This window comes from Pontiella desulfatans, from assembly GCF_900890425.1.
GTDB classification, from domain to species: Bacteria; Verrucomicrobiota; Kiritimatiellia; order Kiritimatiellales; family Pontiellaceae; genus Pontiella; species Pontiella desulfatans.
This window is the reverse complement of sequence record NZ_CAAHFG010000003.1, coordinates 512,274-527,711: the sequence shown is the minus strand read 5'-3', so window position 1 is coordinate 527,711 and position 15,438 is coordinate 512,274. Positions and strand designations below refer to the sequence as shown.

Annotated in this window: 12 protein-coding genes; 4 read left to right on the top strand and 8 right to left on the bottom strand. The window is 56.2% G+C overall.

The genetic code is table 11. The features are described from left to right. Nucleotides 1-16: 16 nt before the first annotated feature. From E9954_RS23260 to E9954_RS23245, 4 genes are all read right to left on the bottom strand, one after another. Nucleotides 17-1,144: an ABC transporter permease gene (locus E9954_RS23260; RefSeq protein ID WP_136081678.1), complete on the bottom strand. Its 1,128-nt coding sequence runs from the start codon at nt 1,142-1,144 to the stop codon at nt 17-19. Then, entirely contained in the window at nt 1,083-1,748 is a 666-nt protein-coding gene (locus tag E9954_RS23255; protein WP_136081677.1) for an ATP-binding cassette domain-containing protein, read from the bottom strand. The genes E9954_RS23260 and E9954_RS23255 overlap by 62 nt, the downstream gene beginning before the upstream one ends. Next, nucleotides 1,745-2,830, bottom strand: coding sequence for an efflux RND transporter periplasmic adaptor subunit (locus tag E9954_RS23250; RefSeq protein ID WP_136081676.1), 1,086 nt, complete (start codon nt 2,828-2,830; stop codon nt 1,745-1,747). The genes E9954_RS23255 and E9954_RS23250 overlap by 4 nt, the downstream gene beginning before the upstream one ends. Before the next feature lie 124 nt (nt 2,831-2,954). Continuing rightward, complete coding sequence (locus tag E9954_RS23245; RefSeq protein WP_136081675.1) at nt 2,955-3,371, bottom strand: hypothetical protein; 417 nt, start codon at nt 3,369-3,371, stop codon at nt 2,955-2,957. 170 nt (nt 3,372-3,541) lie between these two features. Here E9954_RS23245 and E9954_RS23240 point away from each other — a divergent pair, with 170 nt between their 5' ends. Together E9954_RS23240 and E9954_RS23235 are read left to right on the top strand one after the other, a co-directional pair. After that, nucleotides 3,542-4,321 carry a DUF3108 domain-containing protein gene (locus E9954_RS23240; protein ID WP_136081674.1) on the top strand — a complete coding sequence of 260 codons (780 nt, stop codon included), beginning with the start codon at nt 3,542-3,544 and terminating at the stop codon, nt 4,319-4,321. Between the two features lie 2 nt (nt 4,322-4,323). After that, nucleotides 4,324-4,707, top strand: a complete 384-nt coding sequence (locus E9954_RS23235) for a Dabb family protein (protein ID WP_222847289.1) — start codon at nt 4,324-4,326, stop codon at nt 4,705-4,707. A 5-nt stretch (nt 4,708-4,712) separates the two neighbouring features. On the opposite strand, the gene E9954_RS23230 is transcribed toward E9954_RS23235, so the two are convergent. Then, nucleotides 4,713-6,290 carry a protein-disulfide reductase DsbD family protein gene (locus E9954_RS23230; RefSeq protein WP_168442524.1) on the bottom strand — a complete coding sequence of 526 codons (1,578 nt, stop codon included), beginning with the start codon at nt 6,288-6,290 and terminating at the stop codon, nt 4,713-4,715. A 79-nt stretch (nt 6,291-6,369) separates the two neighbouring features. Between E9954_RS23230 and E9954_RS23225 the strand changes: the two genes are divergently transcribed. Together E9954_RS23225 and E9954_RS23220 are read left to right on the top strand one after the other, a co-directional pair. Then, nucleotides 6,370-7,755, top strand: a complete 1,386-nt coding sequence (locus E9954_RS23225; protein WP_136081672.1) for a CCA tRNA nucleotidyltransferase — start codon at nt 6,370-6,372, stop codon at nt 7,753-7,755. Nucleotides 7,756-8,155: 400 nt separating this feature from the next. Then, nucleotides 8,156-8,965 carry an MBL fold metallo-hydrolase gene (locus E9954_RS23220; RefSeq protein ID WP_168442523.1) on the top strand — a complete coding sequence of 270 codons (810 nt, stop codon included), beginning with the start codon at nt 8,156-8,158 and terminating at the stop codon, nt 8,963-8,965. Nucleotides 8,966-9,219: 254 nt separating this feature from the next. On the opposite strand, the gene E9954_RS23215 is transcribed toward E9954_RS23220, so the two are convergent. The 3 genes from E9954_RS23215 to E9954_RS23205 form a co-directional block, all read right to left on the bottom strand. Beyond that, entirely contained in the window at nt 9,220-12,978 is a 3,759-nt protein-coding gene (locus E9954_RS23215; RefSeq protein WP_168442522.1) for an autotransporter outer membrane beta-barrel domain-containing protein, read from the bottom strand. Between the two features lie 891 nt (nt 12,979-13,869). Beyond that, the gene (locus E9954_RS23210) at nt 13,870-14,454 is read right to left on the bottom strand and encodes a PEP-CTERM sorting domain-containing protein (RefSeq protein ID WP_136081669.1); all 585 of its coding nucleotides are present in this window, start codon (nt 14,452-14,454) and stop codon (nt 13,870-13,872) included. Between the two features lie 66 nt (nt 14,455-14,520). Beyond that, on the bottom strand, nt 14,521-15,165 hold the full coding sequence (locus E9954_RS23205; RefSeq protein ID WP_136081668.1) for a hypothetical protein: 645 nt from the start codon (nt 15,163-15,165) through the stop codon (nt 14,521-14,523). Between the last annotated feature and the right edge of the window lie 273 nt (nt 15,166-15,438).

Genomic DNA, 15,438 nt, shown 5'->3' with positions numbered 1-15,438 from the left:
TTTATAAAAATCCATATCAACTCAAAATCGTTCCCACATCCTTTTTCAGGATATGCAGCGCCGGCAGGGTGCTGATGACCACGCCGACATTGACACAAACCAAAATCACGATAATTTCCGAGGCCATCGTTTCAAGCGACAGGCCCGCCCCGGTGCGCTGCCCAAACGATTTGTAGAGCACCTGCTGGAAATAGGCCAAGGTGAAATAGGCCGACACGCCGGCGAGATTCACGACAAAGGCGCTTTCGAGCAACTGCATGCCGTAGACCATCCAGCGCCGGATGCCGAAACTCCGCAGCAGGGCAATCACATAGGCACGCTGCTGATACTCCAGCAGGGCCAACGTACCCAACACCAGCGCCAGCACCCCCCCGGACGCCAGGGCCAGTCCGAAGCGCCAGTAGACCTGTTTTTCCTTCAGCTTGTCGAGATCGCCCAGCAGCTTCAGCGAGCTGCGGACAAAATCGTTCTGGTTGTCCAGCTTCGACATCAGCCGGACGGCTTCCTCCAGCCCGCGCAGCGCGGAGATCCGGTCGGCCTTGAACAGGGTGATCCGGGAAAAGCCGCGGGTCTCCAGACGCGGCAGCGTTCCCTCGGGAACCAGCACCACGTTTTGCTGGAACATCTTCGAGAGCATGCCGGATGGGCGGCGCACCTGCGCATTGAAATAGTGGTTGTCGATCTCGGTGCGTATCGGCATGCCCTCCGGCAGGGCATCGCTCAGGAATACGATGGGCGCCTCCACCGTAACCATGTTTTCAAGAAACGGCAGAGCGGTATCCGGGTAGGCCACGACGCGGGCCACCCCCGCATGGGACGTGCGCACGGAACCGAAAAGCTGGAGCAACTGGAACATGGTTCCGTGGCCCTGCAGGGGGGCATAGCGTGGCGCGCGCTGCCTCGAAACAAAATCGTCGGAGGAGGCATTGACGTGCTCGGTGATGAACAGCATGTCGATCCCGTTGCGCGTGAGCCGGCTTTCGAGGTTGTCGGCCATGAGCGCAAACGCGCCAAGCAGCCCAAGCGATGGCAACACCAGCGCATAGGCCACAACAAACCGTGTCAGGACATTTCCGGGCTGCTCACGCCAGCGCCAAAAGATGTCCTTCAACAGGTAGGAACCGATTGAAATCAACAACTTCATGGGGGAGGTTTTCCAAACGTTGGTCGTGGGTGCACACGAGGCAGATGCACTCGCGATCGATCATTTCCTGCAAGGCCTGGACAATCAGGCGCGTGTTGAGGTCGTCGAGCCCGGAGGTGGGTTCGTCGAGCAGCAGCACCTGGGCATCCTTGATGAGCGTACGCGCAATGGCGGCGCGCTGCTGCTGGCCGCCGGAAAGGTTCTTGGCCTTGTGGTGGGCCACGGGGGCAAGGCCGAGCTTCTCGATCCAGTAGCGGGTTTTCTCGGCCACCTCGGCGCGCCCCATGCCGGCCAGCTCACCGGCCAGCTCGAGGTTGCGGTTCACGGTGGCCAGCGGCAGGAGATTGAACTGCTGGAAGAGGAAGCTCATTTCCTTGCGCTGGTATTCCGGCGCGGTGGGCTTGTGGCCGCTTGGCGTAACCACCCGGCCCGACTCGGGCTTGAGATAGCCGGCGAAAATCTTGAGCAACGTCGTTTTGCCGCATCCGGAATAGCCCTTAAGCAGGTTGATGCCCTGATTGAAGCTGAACGATTGGCCATCGAAAACCGGCGGGGCTTTCCGGGCATAGGAGAAGGTGATGTCCTCGCAGGAGAGCGTCTTCATTCCGCGGCGCCCTTTGCCACGATGCCCAGATGGGTGCGGCCGGTGAACAGCAACGTGGCTCCCGGCCAGAGTTCCTCCACCACCTCGCGCCAGTCGGCGAACGAATCGTTTCCGCCGAGCATGCGTGCCACCTCGAGCTTTGAAACCGAGTGGAAGGCCTGCCCGGCCTCCACCCAGAGATCGCAGGTCAGGTTGGCCCCGATGAGCGCCGTTAGCTCGGCCGATTTTTCCGGCGCGAATCCAAAGCGGTAGACGAGGACATCCTGGTTGCCCATCTCCACGATCTGCGTATCGTGGAACCGCCCCCGCAAAACATCGCCGCTATCGCGCTTGAATTCGACCATCAGCTGATCGGTTGGAATGGCCACCGTTTGCGGGTCGCGAATGATGATGTGCAGGTATATTTCGGAAATATCGCGCATGGTGCCGACCGGCGTGTTCGCGGCAACGCGGATCATTTTGCGCTTGGGCGTTACGGGTAGGGAAATCAGGAGCTCGCCATCGAACGGCATTTCGATCCGGGAGCGCAGCGCCTTTTGCCGGAAGGCCAGCCGCTCCACCACCCCGCAGGATTCCAGCTGTTTTTTCAGCAGGTCCAATTCCCCCTGCAGCTGCTGGACAATGTTGGTGGAAAGCGGAACACGGTCTTCGTAGGGGAGATCCCGGAGCGCGGGATCGGCCATCATGAACTCAACCCGTTCCAACTCGCGTTCGGCCAGCTGGAGCTCGCTCTCCAAGCGCAGCTTTTCGTTTCGGGTATTCAGCTCCAACGCCAATTCTTCGCCGGCAATCTGTTCCGGCGCGGCCTCCGCCCAGAGCGTGCCTTTCGGCAAAATCTGGCGGGTCTGCTCGACATGGAACAGGATGTCGCCGTCCGACGGGGCGGTTACCGGAATACTGATCAAGGGTTTCACCTGTGCCTGGAATTCGCCCAGCATCAGGCTGGTGGACGAGGGAAAACCCGATAATTCACGAACCACAACCGCTTCCGGTTCCACAACGGGAGCCGGCCCTCTCTCGGAACACCCCAACAGGCAGGCCACCCCGGCGGCCATCGATAAATAAACAAAACGACTCAACATGGAAAAGAGCCTAGCAGAATTTGTTGGCGGGGAAAGTGCAATACTGCCGACAAATCACCACGGCGGAGCCAAAACAAAAAGCGGCCCCCGCAAGAGCCGCTCAAGACCTGGATAGGACTACGGATTATTTGGCGTAGATTTCCCAGCCACCGTTTATTTCATTGCCACTCGAGGAGGTTCCTTCATAGGTGCCTTCCGCGCTTTGGCCATCGTCGGCAATGGTACCCATCAATGTAATTACGAAGGGATCCACCGTGGTATCCTCGATGGTGATGGTGATGGTGGATCCCGACCTAACGATATCGACACGGTATTCGTCGTAGTTTTGCCCGTAGTCGCCAACATTGTTCAGGTTGCTCCATTCAAGGACAAGCGTGAGGTCTCCCTCATCCTCTCCATACCACTCGACCTGCCATTGCGTTGGGAGTAGGTCATCATCGTCGTCGTCCCACGGGCAGCCGGTGAGGACTGCCAGGCAGCAGGCACCTGCTGCCATGATTGCGGTTCGCCTTGCGAATTTCCGCCATGTTGTTGCTTTCATACTGCTCTCCTTCACCGTTTCCGGCGCTTGAATTTAGTACTACTGTCCTTTGCCAACGGGCGAATGATACCGCTGCACCGCTAAAATGCAACCTTCAATTCGGCCGCCGAAAACCGGTTTGCACCGGCTTGAAGATTCGAATACCATGCACCATTCAAGAGGTGAGCTGAATGATGCCAAACCGAAGATCTTTTCTAGCCAGACTCCTGGCGTTGCCCGTTCTCGCACGGTTTTCCCGGGCGGAGGAAGAGGCGGCTGCAGGAGAGTGGAGCCCGGCGTTCAAGGCGGGGGAAAAACTCACCTATAGCCTGGGGTGGCAGTTCATTGTTGCGGGCCACGCCACCATGGAAGTCCTGCCGGACGAGCAGTGGGACGGACGGAAAATCCGCAGCTTCAAGATGACCGCCAGAACCGGCAAGGTGGCGGATGCCATTTTTAAAGTGCGCAACGACCTCTCCTCGCTGGCGGAGTATGATGTCAGCCGCTCTCTCGGCTATGCCAAGATGCAGCGGGAAGGCAACACCAAGCGCCATGTTACGGTGGATTTCGACTGGGAAAACCTGAATGCACACTATTACGAAGCGCTCGGCAACGATGCGCGAACCACCCCGATCCTGGCAAACACGCTCGATCCGCTCTCCGCGTTCTATTTTGTCCGGAACCAGAAGCTGGAGGTCGGGACGGTGCTGGAAGGCCCATTGACCGACGGCAAGCGCTGCAAGGTTTCGCGCATCGAGGTGGTTGAACGCGAGACGATCAAGGTGAACGGGCGGGAATATGACGCGCTCAAACTGATCCCCGACATCCAGGATGTGGGCGGGGTTTTCGAGGAGAGCAAGGATGGCAAGACCATCATCTGGTGCACGGCCGACCACCGGCACATTCCTGTTTTATTGAAAAGCAAAGTGGCAATCGGTAGTTTTAGAGCCGAACTGGAAACGGAGATATAACCATGAGATACATTTGCGCCCTGCTGCTGGCCAGCCTGCTGGCCGGCTGCGCCACGACCCAAACCAAACAACCTCCAAAGGAGAATGCCATGATCGTCCATTCCGTCTTCTTTAAACTCAAACACGACAAAGGTTCGCCGGCTGAAACCGGATTCCTTGAAAAGGCGGCCGGACTCGCATCGATTCCGGGCGTGGGCAACTTCCAGGTTTTGAAGGAAACGAGCCCGAAGAACCATTTCGCCTTCGGGCTTTCGATGGAATTCGCTGACCAGGCGGCCTACGACGGCTACAACAACCATCCCGAGCACGTGGCCTTCGTCCAGGACATCTGGTTGAACGAGGTCGAGGATTTCCAGGAAATCGATTACGTTCCGCTGGTCAAGTAGGAAGCCTACCGCTTCGCTTCAAGTAAAACCAAGGTCGGAAGCCCCTGCGCCCCGAAATGCCGCATCACGGCTTTTGTGTTGGGGTTTTCCGGATCCTCGGCCACATATTTAACGACCACGAAATCCGCGAGCGCCAGCTTGACCGCACCGTCCTTGAAGGTGGTTTTTTCCATAACCGCGCAGTTCTTGCACCAACTGGCCGTGAAGTCGATGAACACCGGCTTGCCATCCGAACGGGCCTGGCCGAGAACATCGGCAAAGCCGGCGTTGGTGCGACCGTCGATGCCATCGGTCACTTCAACCGGATTGAAGGCGCGATAGCTCAGGTTGCCGTAATAGAGGGCGAACAAGATGATGCCCACGCCAAAGGCATACTTGACATATTCCATCCATTTCCCGGGTTTGGGCAGGAATGAAAGACCGGCCCCCGCAAAGGGCCACGGAAGCGCCATGCCAATCCCCAGCACGAACGGCAGCAGCAAGCCCGAAACACTATTGGCTTCATAGATGTTTGCGGAGAGCAGCAGTACGGCAATCACCACCGGAGCCACGCAGGCCCCCGCCAGCAGGGCCGCAACCGACCCCATGGTCAGCGCCACCACGAAGCTGCCTTGCTTTTGCTCCCCGCCACCCATCTTCGACTGGAAGCGGGAAAAGTCGATATGGAAAACATCGAACATCGCCAAGGCTAAAACCACGAAGATCAGCGCAATGGCCAGATTGAACCAGGGATTCGCCTGAATGGTGCCGAACTGCGATCCCGTCAGAACAACAACCAAGCCCAGAAGGCCATAGACCAGGGCAATGCCCAATCCATAGGTTGCCCCCAGGGCAAACCCCCGCCCCTTCGAACCGGCCTGTGCACCGGCGCCAATGATGGCGAGGTTGATTGGAATCATGGGAAGTACGCAAGGGGTTAGGTTCAGCGCCAATCCGCCGATTAATATGAACAGGATCGTCAGCAACAAACCGGATTCGCGGACAAAGGCAACCGGGTCGGAGAGGAACAGCCGGAATCCACCGACGGCATCCCCGTCCCCCTTCCCCTCGCCCATTCCGAGAAAACCAAGGAATTCCCTGGCATCCATGCCACCGGAGTGCATTTTGAGTACATCGAAATTTTCCAGTTCCTTTTCCCAGTCGGATACGGGCTTGCCATCGGCGGCCTGCACTGCGGGAACCGCGGATGCGCCCTCAACCCCAACCACCTTGGTTTGGGGAATAAAGCAAACCTCGTCGTTGCAACCCCAATATTTCACATGAACGGCCGCCGCGCCCTCCGCCCCGGGCGCCCATGCGAACACGGCCTTGAACGCCTCCGCGAAAACGGGCTTCGGCTTCCCGGAGTTGGGATCCGTGATGTCGGTGGTTTCCGGCAAAGACACCACCCGTTGCAGGTTGCCGACAGCATCGGTCACTTCCAGCGCATCGGCATAGAGATAATGATTTTCCGGCACCTCGACACTCAACCGAACCTCGCTGCCGACCAATTCAACCTGAACATCGAACGGATCACCAAACTGGCCAAAAGCGGTCGAAAGAAACGCTAATAACAGGAGATATAAACTCGCCATTTTCTTCATACGGAGGATTCCTATTGTTAATGTTTCCTTCGACATCATAAGGGAACTATAGTTCATTCCATCTAGTGTGAAAGTAAATATGGGCGAAATAGTCAACCAGAAGGCCGCGGCCAAACGCATCGTCGAGACCCTGCAAAGCAAGGGCTACATTGCCCTGTTTGCCGGAGGGTGCGTGCGCGACGAAATGCTCGGGCGCGAACCCAAGGATTATGACGTCGCCACCGACGCCTACCCGGAAGAAGTCGAGGAACTCTTTTCAAAAACCATTCCCATCGGCAAGGCCTTCGGCGTGATTGCCGTGGTTGACGGGGTCGAAATGATCGAAGTGGCCACCTTCCGCGAGGAAGTCGGCACCCTCGATGGCCGGCACCCGGAAACCATCCTCTTCAGCGCCGCCAAGGAAGACGCCCTGCGCCGCGATTTCACCATCAACGGCATGTTCTTCGACCCGGTCAAAGAACAACTGCACGACTATGTCCACGGACGGCGCGATCTTGGGAAAAGAATCATCACCGCCATCGGGAAACCCACCGAACGGTTTGCCGAAGACCACCTGCGCATGCTACGCGCCATCCGCTTCGCACACAACCTCGGCTTCTCCATCGATCCCGAAACGGAAGCGGCCATCAAGCAAATGGCCCACCTGATCAAGAACATCAGTGCCGAGCGAACCGAAGTCGAGCTGACCCGGATCCTGACCGACAGCGCCAAGCCAGGCGATGCCCTCAAGCATCTCCTCGAAGTGGGACTGCTCCAATACATCTTGCCGGAACTCATTCCGATGGTCGGACAGGAACAACCGCCCCAATTCCACCCCGAAGGCGATGTCTTCGAACACACCTGTCTGATGCTTAATCTCATGAACAAAGGGCAGACTGGAGAGTCCGCCACACATGCACCCGCCTACACCGCGCGGGAGCTGGCCTACACCGTCCTGCTACACGATGTAGGCAAACCGCCCACCGCCTCGTTCGGCGCGGGAGCGGATGGCGAGCCGCGCATCCGGTTTGATGGCCACGCCTCGGTCGGCGCCGCCATGGCCGAGGAGATCCTGATTGGCCTCAGGTTCCCGAACAAGGAAAAGAAGCATATCGTTGCCGCCATTGCAGGGCATATGCGTTTCATGGATGTCCAAAACATGCGCACCTCCAAACTCCGGACGCTGATCGGCGCGGAAACGTTCGACCTGGAGATGGAGCTGCACCGCCTCGACTGCCTCGGCTCGCACCGCATGCTCGACAACTATGACTATGTCCAGGCCTACCAAGAAAAAATGGCCAACGAACCGATCCTCCCCGAGCCGTGGATCCGCGGCCACGACCTCATTGCCATGGGCATCAAGGAAGGCAAGCTGATCGGCCAAATCCTAAAGGAAGCCTACGAAGCACAAATGGAAGACCGCTTTGCTTCCAAGGAAGAGATCCTCGAGTGGATCAAGGCCAACCCCGGCGACCATTCCTGCTAAATAGTCCGTCTTTTTTTTACAGCCATCCATTCTCACACCTTGTGAGGTGTGAGAATATCCCAGTCCGATCATTTCACACCTTTAAAGGTGTGAAAGAGGAAGTTGCAGCCTATTTGGAGGGAATAACCTTCGGCCACCGCACCTAGGTGCTCATTGAATCCTCGTGCCACAGGGTTCCGCAGATGGGCTTTAAGTTTGGAAAAAGGCATCTCGATTGGGTTGAGGTATGGACGGCAAGGCGAAGAGCCCTGTCATTTCGAATGCTATTGAACGGATGCAACACTCATGGATACGGATAGGAGACAGGGAAACTTGCCGGAAGCTAAAAGTTCAAAGTTCGATGTTCATAATCCACGTAGCCTCCCCTATGATGGTCGGCATTAGCAGGAGAATCCCTTTTATGAGTTTGGAAGTTTGCGTTTTAGCCAGCGGCAGCTCTGGCAACTGCATCTATGTGGCATCCGGCAAAACCAGGGTTTTGATCGATGCCGGGCTTAGCGCCAAGCAGATCGCCGTGAGGCTGGATCAAATCGGGGTGGTGCCGGAAAGTATCAACGGCATCTGCGTTTCGCACGAGCATGGCGACCATGTTGCCGGCATCCGTGTGCTGCAGAAGCGCCATGGAATCCCGGTATTCGCCAATGCGGGGACGCTGAACGGCATCATGCGGCAGCCGAAGTCGAACGAGATCTCGGCAAAAGTCTTCCAAACAGGATCCGCGTTCGAAATTGGGGACATCAAGGTGGAACCATTTTCCGTGCCCCACGATGCCTATGAGCCGGTCGGATTTCGCCTCCAGACGGCGAACACGAGTGTTGGTGTGGTTACAGACCTCGGAATGGCCACCGCGCTCATACGGGACAAATTGAGGGGATGCCAGGCCATCATCGTTGAATCCAACCACGATGAAGATCTCTTGCGCGAGGCACCGCGCCCCTGGCCACTCAAGCAGCGCATCCGTAGCCGCCAGGGCCACCTCTCCAACATCGATGCCGCACAACTGATCACGGACAGCGCCACGGATGCATTGGAACACGTGTTCCTCGCCCACCTCAGCTCCGATTGCAACACCCCCGACACCGCCATGCGCACGGTGGCCTCGCAGCTACGGCTCGATGGCCTCGGCCACATCAACCTCGAGATCGCCTTTGCAAACCAGATTTCGAGTGTTTGGAGACCGGGGAAGACCGAGTGCGAGCTGGTTTCGTAACAGGAACTTAACTTGAATGGTCTCACCACAAGGACACAGAGGCACAGAGAAATATAGCAACCCGGCTGCTCTGTGTCTCAGCGCCCTCTGTGGTAAAAAAACGAATCAGTTTAATTTGGCATAATCCACCCTAACAGCAGCCCGGGTGGAACCGGGCCCTCCAAAACAGAGAACATACTTCATGAAAAAACGCGCCCTTTCAGTGAAAGAGGCGCGTTTCTCCTTGAACGGGCAACAGCCCCTTCTCTCTGGGATTAGAAGCGGTGCATAATCTTGCCGCTTACGATGACGGCATCGTAGTCGGAACCAAGCACGCCATCGACATCGAGGCCAAACTCGGTGTTGTCATTATCCCACTTGGAGAACCGGATCCCCGCACCCAGGCGAACGAGATCTTCCTCGCGCGCCTGCAAGATCGCAGCACCGCCCGTGTAGGTTTCATCATCCATCTGGGCATTGAACTCGTGCAACCAATGGGCGCGTAGCTCCGGCTGGATTTCCAGTTCGGAACTGAACGACTCGATCTGCTGAACCATGGAAAGCGTGGCACCGATCGACATCAGCTGCGACCACTGGTCGTAGGAGTCATAGTTCTTATCCGGGAAAGCGGTATCCGAACCGGCGATATCCGATGTTTCGGTATATGCTTCACGGTTGTAGTAGGTCATCAGCAACGAGGCTTCCGGAGTCAAGAGCAACTTATCCTGAAGCATCGACAAACCATACCCACCGCCCAGGTAGAAGCTGAGTGTGTTGGCATCGTATTCACCCGAATAACCGAAATCATCCATGGTCGTGGTTTCAACCCCGCTGAATGCATAGTTGACGTTGGCATCCAGATAGAGATCGTTCAGCATGGCTGAAAAATACCCAACACCATGAACCGTGTTGGCCGTACCATCGTTGTCCCTGTTGCCTTCCAGCATCGTGTGGGCATAACCGCCGGCAAGACCGAACATCATGTTGTTCAAACGCTTGTCCATACCCAGGATGGCACCGGCGACCGTGGCATCGTAGCCGGAGAAATAATCATCCACGGCATCAAAGCTCCCCGTTGTTTTCTGGTTGAGCATAGCGGCATAGCCACGTCCCCAGATCTGGTAGGAGGGAGGAATTTCGATATCTTCAGTCGGCATGGGAAGCGCTCCGTGAACCGCGTCCACGAGGGCATCATAATCGCTACCCTTCGAAGTGGATTCGGCCATGTAGGGCTTGCCCACCTCGGACGGGTCTCCGGAAATGTTAGGCATTGGGGCATTGTCGGACGCAGAGCGCGTCGCACCCTGGGCATCCCAGAACGGAAGACGATCCTTCGTCCACTGAACCGAATCGTGGTACCAATCCGACGGCCCGGCCGCTCCCGCAGGAGCCATGTTGGCCTTGCTGCCATAATTGGCAAGACGCAGATAGGAGCGCGTGCGATCCTTGATCTGGTCGTTGAAGATGGAAGGCAGGCTGATCAACGCGTTGGCCATTTCCGGCGTGCGGGCAAACACTTCGTTCATATCCGGGGCCGCTTGCAACACACCCGTCCAGTTGGTGCGGACATAGGTCCCCAGCTCGGGATTATCCTCAATGTAATCCGCAAGGAAGCCCATTGTTTCAACGAGCCCCGGATAATTCTCGAAAAGCTTTTCGAGCGAGAGATCGCCATAGGTAGCAACCAGGTTACCACCGTTCGTAGTAAAGCCATTGACGCCCTGAGCCCACTCCGGGTTACCGATAATTTCAAACTTCAGAGCATCCAACTCATGCGTCAGGTTGCTGCTCGCCGTTGCCAGCAGGAAGCCATCGGCAAAGTTTTCGGAACTGGAAACCGATCCATCGTTGACCAGCGTCCACTTCGCAATATCCCCAATGTCCACGTTTTCGCCCTCGATTACACCGGTATCAACGCCACCTGCTCCGTCATCGGAGAAGGTCGTTTTCATCGAAGCATCGTCCTCAACAGTAAAATCCTTGGCCTGAACCGTACCCAAACCAACATCCAGCGTACCGCTCTTCTTCACCATCAGGCTGTCAACATTCAGCATGGCGTCCATGGAGCCCAGCTGATACACGTGTTTACCAGCCACTTCCAAACCAGCTCCCGAAACATTGAGCGTACCGCTGGAAATAATGATATCACTGATGCCAAAATCGGTTCCGGTAATGTCCAGTGTACCGCTCGACACATTGACATCTCCGATGTCATGGCTGCTTCCTGAATATGTCACGGCACCATAGCCACCACCCTCCATAGTCACACCGTCGAGATTTGCACCGTTGTTGGCAAGACCGAGGAAGTTGCTGGACGAACCGGCGAAGCCGACCGAAGTAACGCCAGCCCCATCAAGAGCCAGCGAATCGCCAGTTCCGGCAAAAGAGACACGGTCTACGCCGGTTCCACTAATGGAAACCGTGTTCGCGGAAGAACCCTCGAAGTTTACGGAACCAATAGTAGCATCCGACACGGTTACCGTATTAAGGGCATTGGATCCACCGATCTTCAGAACATCGACCGAACCACCAGTAATCGTAGCGATCATGGAGGGTGTCGCCGTTACCGTACCGCCCCCAAAGGCGAGTTCAATCTCTTGTTCTGTCCCGGCGAGCTCCAAGCCGTCAAGATGGCCGCCATTAATGGTTGCATCGACCACCGACGACCCATTCATCAATACATTGCCAAAGGTGCCATCATCAATCGTGACTGTAGCCGGATTTGCTGCATCGAAAAACTCATCATAGGTGGCGGTAAAGATCACATCACCGAATGTGCCGGTCGAGATGTTTGCGGTGCTGGCATAATAGTGCGACTCAAACCAGAGACCAAGGCCCTCAAACGTACCGTCCGTGATAGTTAGGTTGCCATCACGCATCCGAACGCCGGCACCACGGCTTCCAGCTTCGCCATTGGCCGTACCGGCCGCGCCACCGCTAAACGTGCCTCCCGAGATGTTAATGTCGGCATAATCGGTAAAAATACCGTGTCCACCGTCGGCAATGGAATCGCCCGCGCCATTGTTAATCGAAGTACCGCCATCGCCGCCTTTAAATTTGCCATCGGAAATATCAAGGGTCACGCCGTACACGAGGTAATCGTCGTTGAAATACCGGACGCCATGACCTCCGCGCGCACCGCTAAAACTTTCAGTTTCGCCATAGGCTTCGCCGAAATAGTTTTTTTCCTGCAAGGGATTGCTTACTAAATCGGTATTGAACTCGGCCGATCCCCCGTCACCTCCGGAGAAAGAGCCTCCGTTAAAGTCGAGAGTCTGGGATGAAGTGGATAGAATGAAGAGGCCATCGCCACCCATCGCCTGTGCACCATCGCCGCCATTAGCAACTGATCCGCCTTTGCCACCGGAGACCGAAACATCGTCATCGATCGTCCCCATAGCGTATGCACCGTAAATCGATACGCCACGACCGCCGCGGGCAGTCAGGAATCCCGCAGAGGTATCGGCCGTACCACCGTTGCCTCCTGTTAGCGTGCCGGAATTCAGGTTCAAGGTTCCCCCCGAGGCCATATCAATAGCCGCACCGCCGTTGGCGAAGAGTTTCACTGGAGCAAGCGCCGAAACCATACCACCAGAACCGCCGGTCAGGTTGGCGCCGTCGATGGTCAGAGAATCCGAGGTCAATCCCGGGGTAAAGTCGATCGCATCACCGCCATGTGCCGTTGCCGACAAGGTTCCTGACCCAACCGTTACATTCGCACTGCCGCCCGTGCCTCCTTTGACAGTGGAAGAGTTGTGAATCAGCGAAGATCCAACGGAGCCGATCACAATACCCTCGCCGCCGGAAGCATCCACGCTTATTGGCAAGCTCCGAGTGGCGCCCACCCCGCCGGACAGAGTACTACCCGTCACCTCGAAACTCGGAATGCCAGAAGCCCCCGCAGCAGCTTCACCCGTATTGCCGGTTATATCCACCCCGTCAAGAATGCCCCCCGGCGGATTATTGGTTGCCTGGCCATAGGCCATGGAAATCGATGCCACAGAAGCGGCGATAAACAGTGCTGTCCTATTCATTATTCCCCCTCGGAAAGATTGGATTACGTCACAACAAAACAGGATTTCATAATGGGAAGGAGATGTCATGCGGAAAGTGCGGAAAAACAGCAAAATGAAATTGGCATTTCAAGCGGAACCATTGGCACCGAACCCTGCATAAAGCAAACGTCTTCGAGGCATTCATGGGCAATCGCAACCAACCACGCCCCACCCTGCCGATAGCGATTCAAGCGCCTTTTCCTCACGGGATACGTGAGCCTCAGCGGATAAATCCCAACATCGGAACTGCACCGAACAAATTCCGAGGAGCACTCAAGGCACCAACTCAAGCACGGCTTGCCCGGCGTGGAGCAGGCGGGCTCGCCAGCGGGGAACGGTTTTGTACGGGAGCGGGGACATTCCTGTCCCCGACGGGGCCAGAAAGCCCCCGCTCCGTTGGAACCACCCATGAGGCTGGATTCGGGCAGAATCATATTTAGGCAGAAAGATGCGGCGCTTGTAATAGGGTTGCTCGGCGGGGCAGGCGGGACGCCTGCGGTACGACTGGAATGGCCTAGCGCGGAGCAGGCGGGACGCCTGCGGGGAATGGTTTGTGCGGGAGCGGGGACATTCCTGTCCCCGACGGGGGCCAGAAAGCCCCCGCTCCGTTGGAACCACCCATGAGGCTGGATTCGGGCAGAAAAATGCGGCGCTTGGAATAGGGTGCTCGGCGGGGCAGGCGGGACGCCTGCGGTACGGAGGGAGCGGCCTGGCGGGGCAGGCAAGGAATGTCGCCCCACAAAAAACAACGTGGTTCAGATGTCGAACCTCAGCCGTGCGAACGATATCTCGCATCAGACATGCGAGCAACGGACAAAAAAAAAGAGCCCGCCGAAGCGGACTCTTTTCTTGCAAGCTTAGCAGCTAGGATTAGCGGCGAGCTTTGCGACGTGCCAGGAACATGCCGATGCCAGCGATGCCCATCAGACCGATGGTTGCCGGTTCCGGAATGACTGTCACTGCGCCAGTAGCAGTTCCGCCAGCACCGCCGTTATCGAAGAACTTACCTTCCGGAGTAGCTTTGGGGTCGGAAATATCGATATCGGAGAAGGACATCGCCTGCTCATAAACCCAGTCACCACCTTCGGTACCACTAACACGAATCCATGCATCAGCAGTGTAGGTAGCAGTAATAGTGCCTGCAATCAAGCCAGCCCAATCACTATAGTCAGCACCACCAGAAGTGACCACACCAGACAGAGTGCCCAATACAGTATCATTGCCGCTAGCCTTTACGCCATCAGCCCAAACCTGCATTCCAGCCTCATAATCAAGGCCATCGCCTCCGCCATCGATAAGCTGAAGAAGGATCTGGGTACCATCAGTTGCGTTAACGATACCACCAGCCGAACCATTACCACCGATACCGAAACCAGCGGCAAGTGCCGTATAGATGTCTGCAGATGCCGCACCAGCAAGGGCGATAGCACTCAGAAGTACAATTGCTTTTTTCATTTTTATTTTCTCCTTTAGTTAACGACCCGCCCACCTAGGCGGGTCAACTTCAAACAAGCTTATAATTTACGGGGTGAACGGAACCGGCTCGTCAACGACGATGGCAGAACCAGCATTGTCAATCCAGAAGCCTTCCTTCGGATCCATGATAGGATCTCCAGTACCTGTCCAAGTACCGCGGGTGTTCTTAGACCACGCAGCATAGGATTGAGTGCCTTCGTCCCACATGTAAAGGAAACTAAGAGCGGCCAGGTCGGTAGCAGCCTGAGTGGTTTTGAAATCCTTCTCAACAGGGAAGCTATAGCCTGTAGCGACGATACCAGCAGGAAGCGCCCAAACACTGTTGGAAGTGAGCACCTCACCACTAAAAATCAGCTCATTGGTTCCAGCGCCAGCCGCCTGAATCCACATCGCATCACCGATATCGACGGTCAGGTTGGGAGTCCAGCTACCACGGGTATTCAATGAGGCAGAGGTGTAGGCCGAAGTGTCTTTGTCCCAAAGATAAACAAAACTCAAAGCCGGAACATCGGTACCGATCATATCCTGAAGGGTAGTTCCGCCGGTTTCAAAGTTAAGAGCAACGAGACTCAGCTCACCGCCGACTGCATTAACTTTAGTGTAACCAACAATATTAGCGCTGGTCACGGTCTGCGCGACGACAGCGGACGCGCATGCGAGTACTGCTACTGCCATTACTAATTTTTTCATTCTATTACTCCTAGTTGTAAGTGAACCCATTCCACTTAGATTTAGACTTTCTACATCAATCCATGTTGCGCGGCAACTGATTTTTCCGAATATTTCGAATTTTGGACATCAAAACGCATAAACATTTGGAAACCTGCGATTTTCAAGAACCTCAGACCACAACTTTCAGTCGCCAAACTCCACTCGTTGATGCTTGCAACAGACAGGAATTGAACCCATTTCGCCTCTCCATCCATTGCGAACCCGTGTGTATAAACCCATGAAAGACCGAAA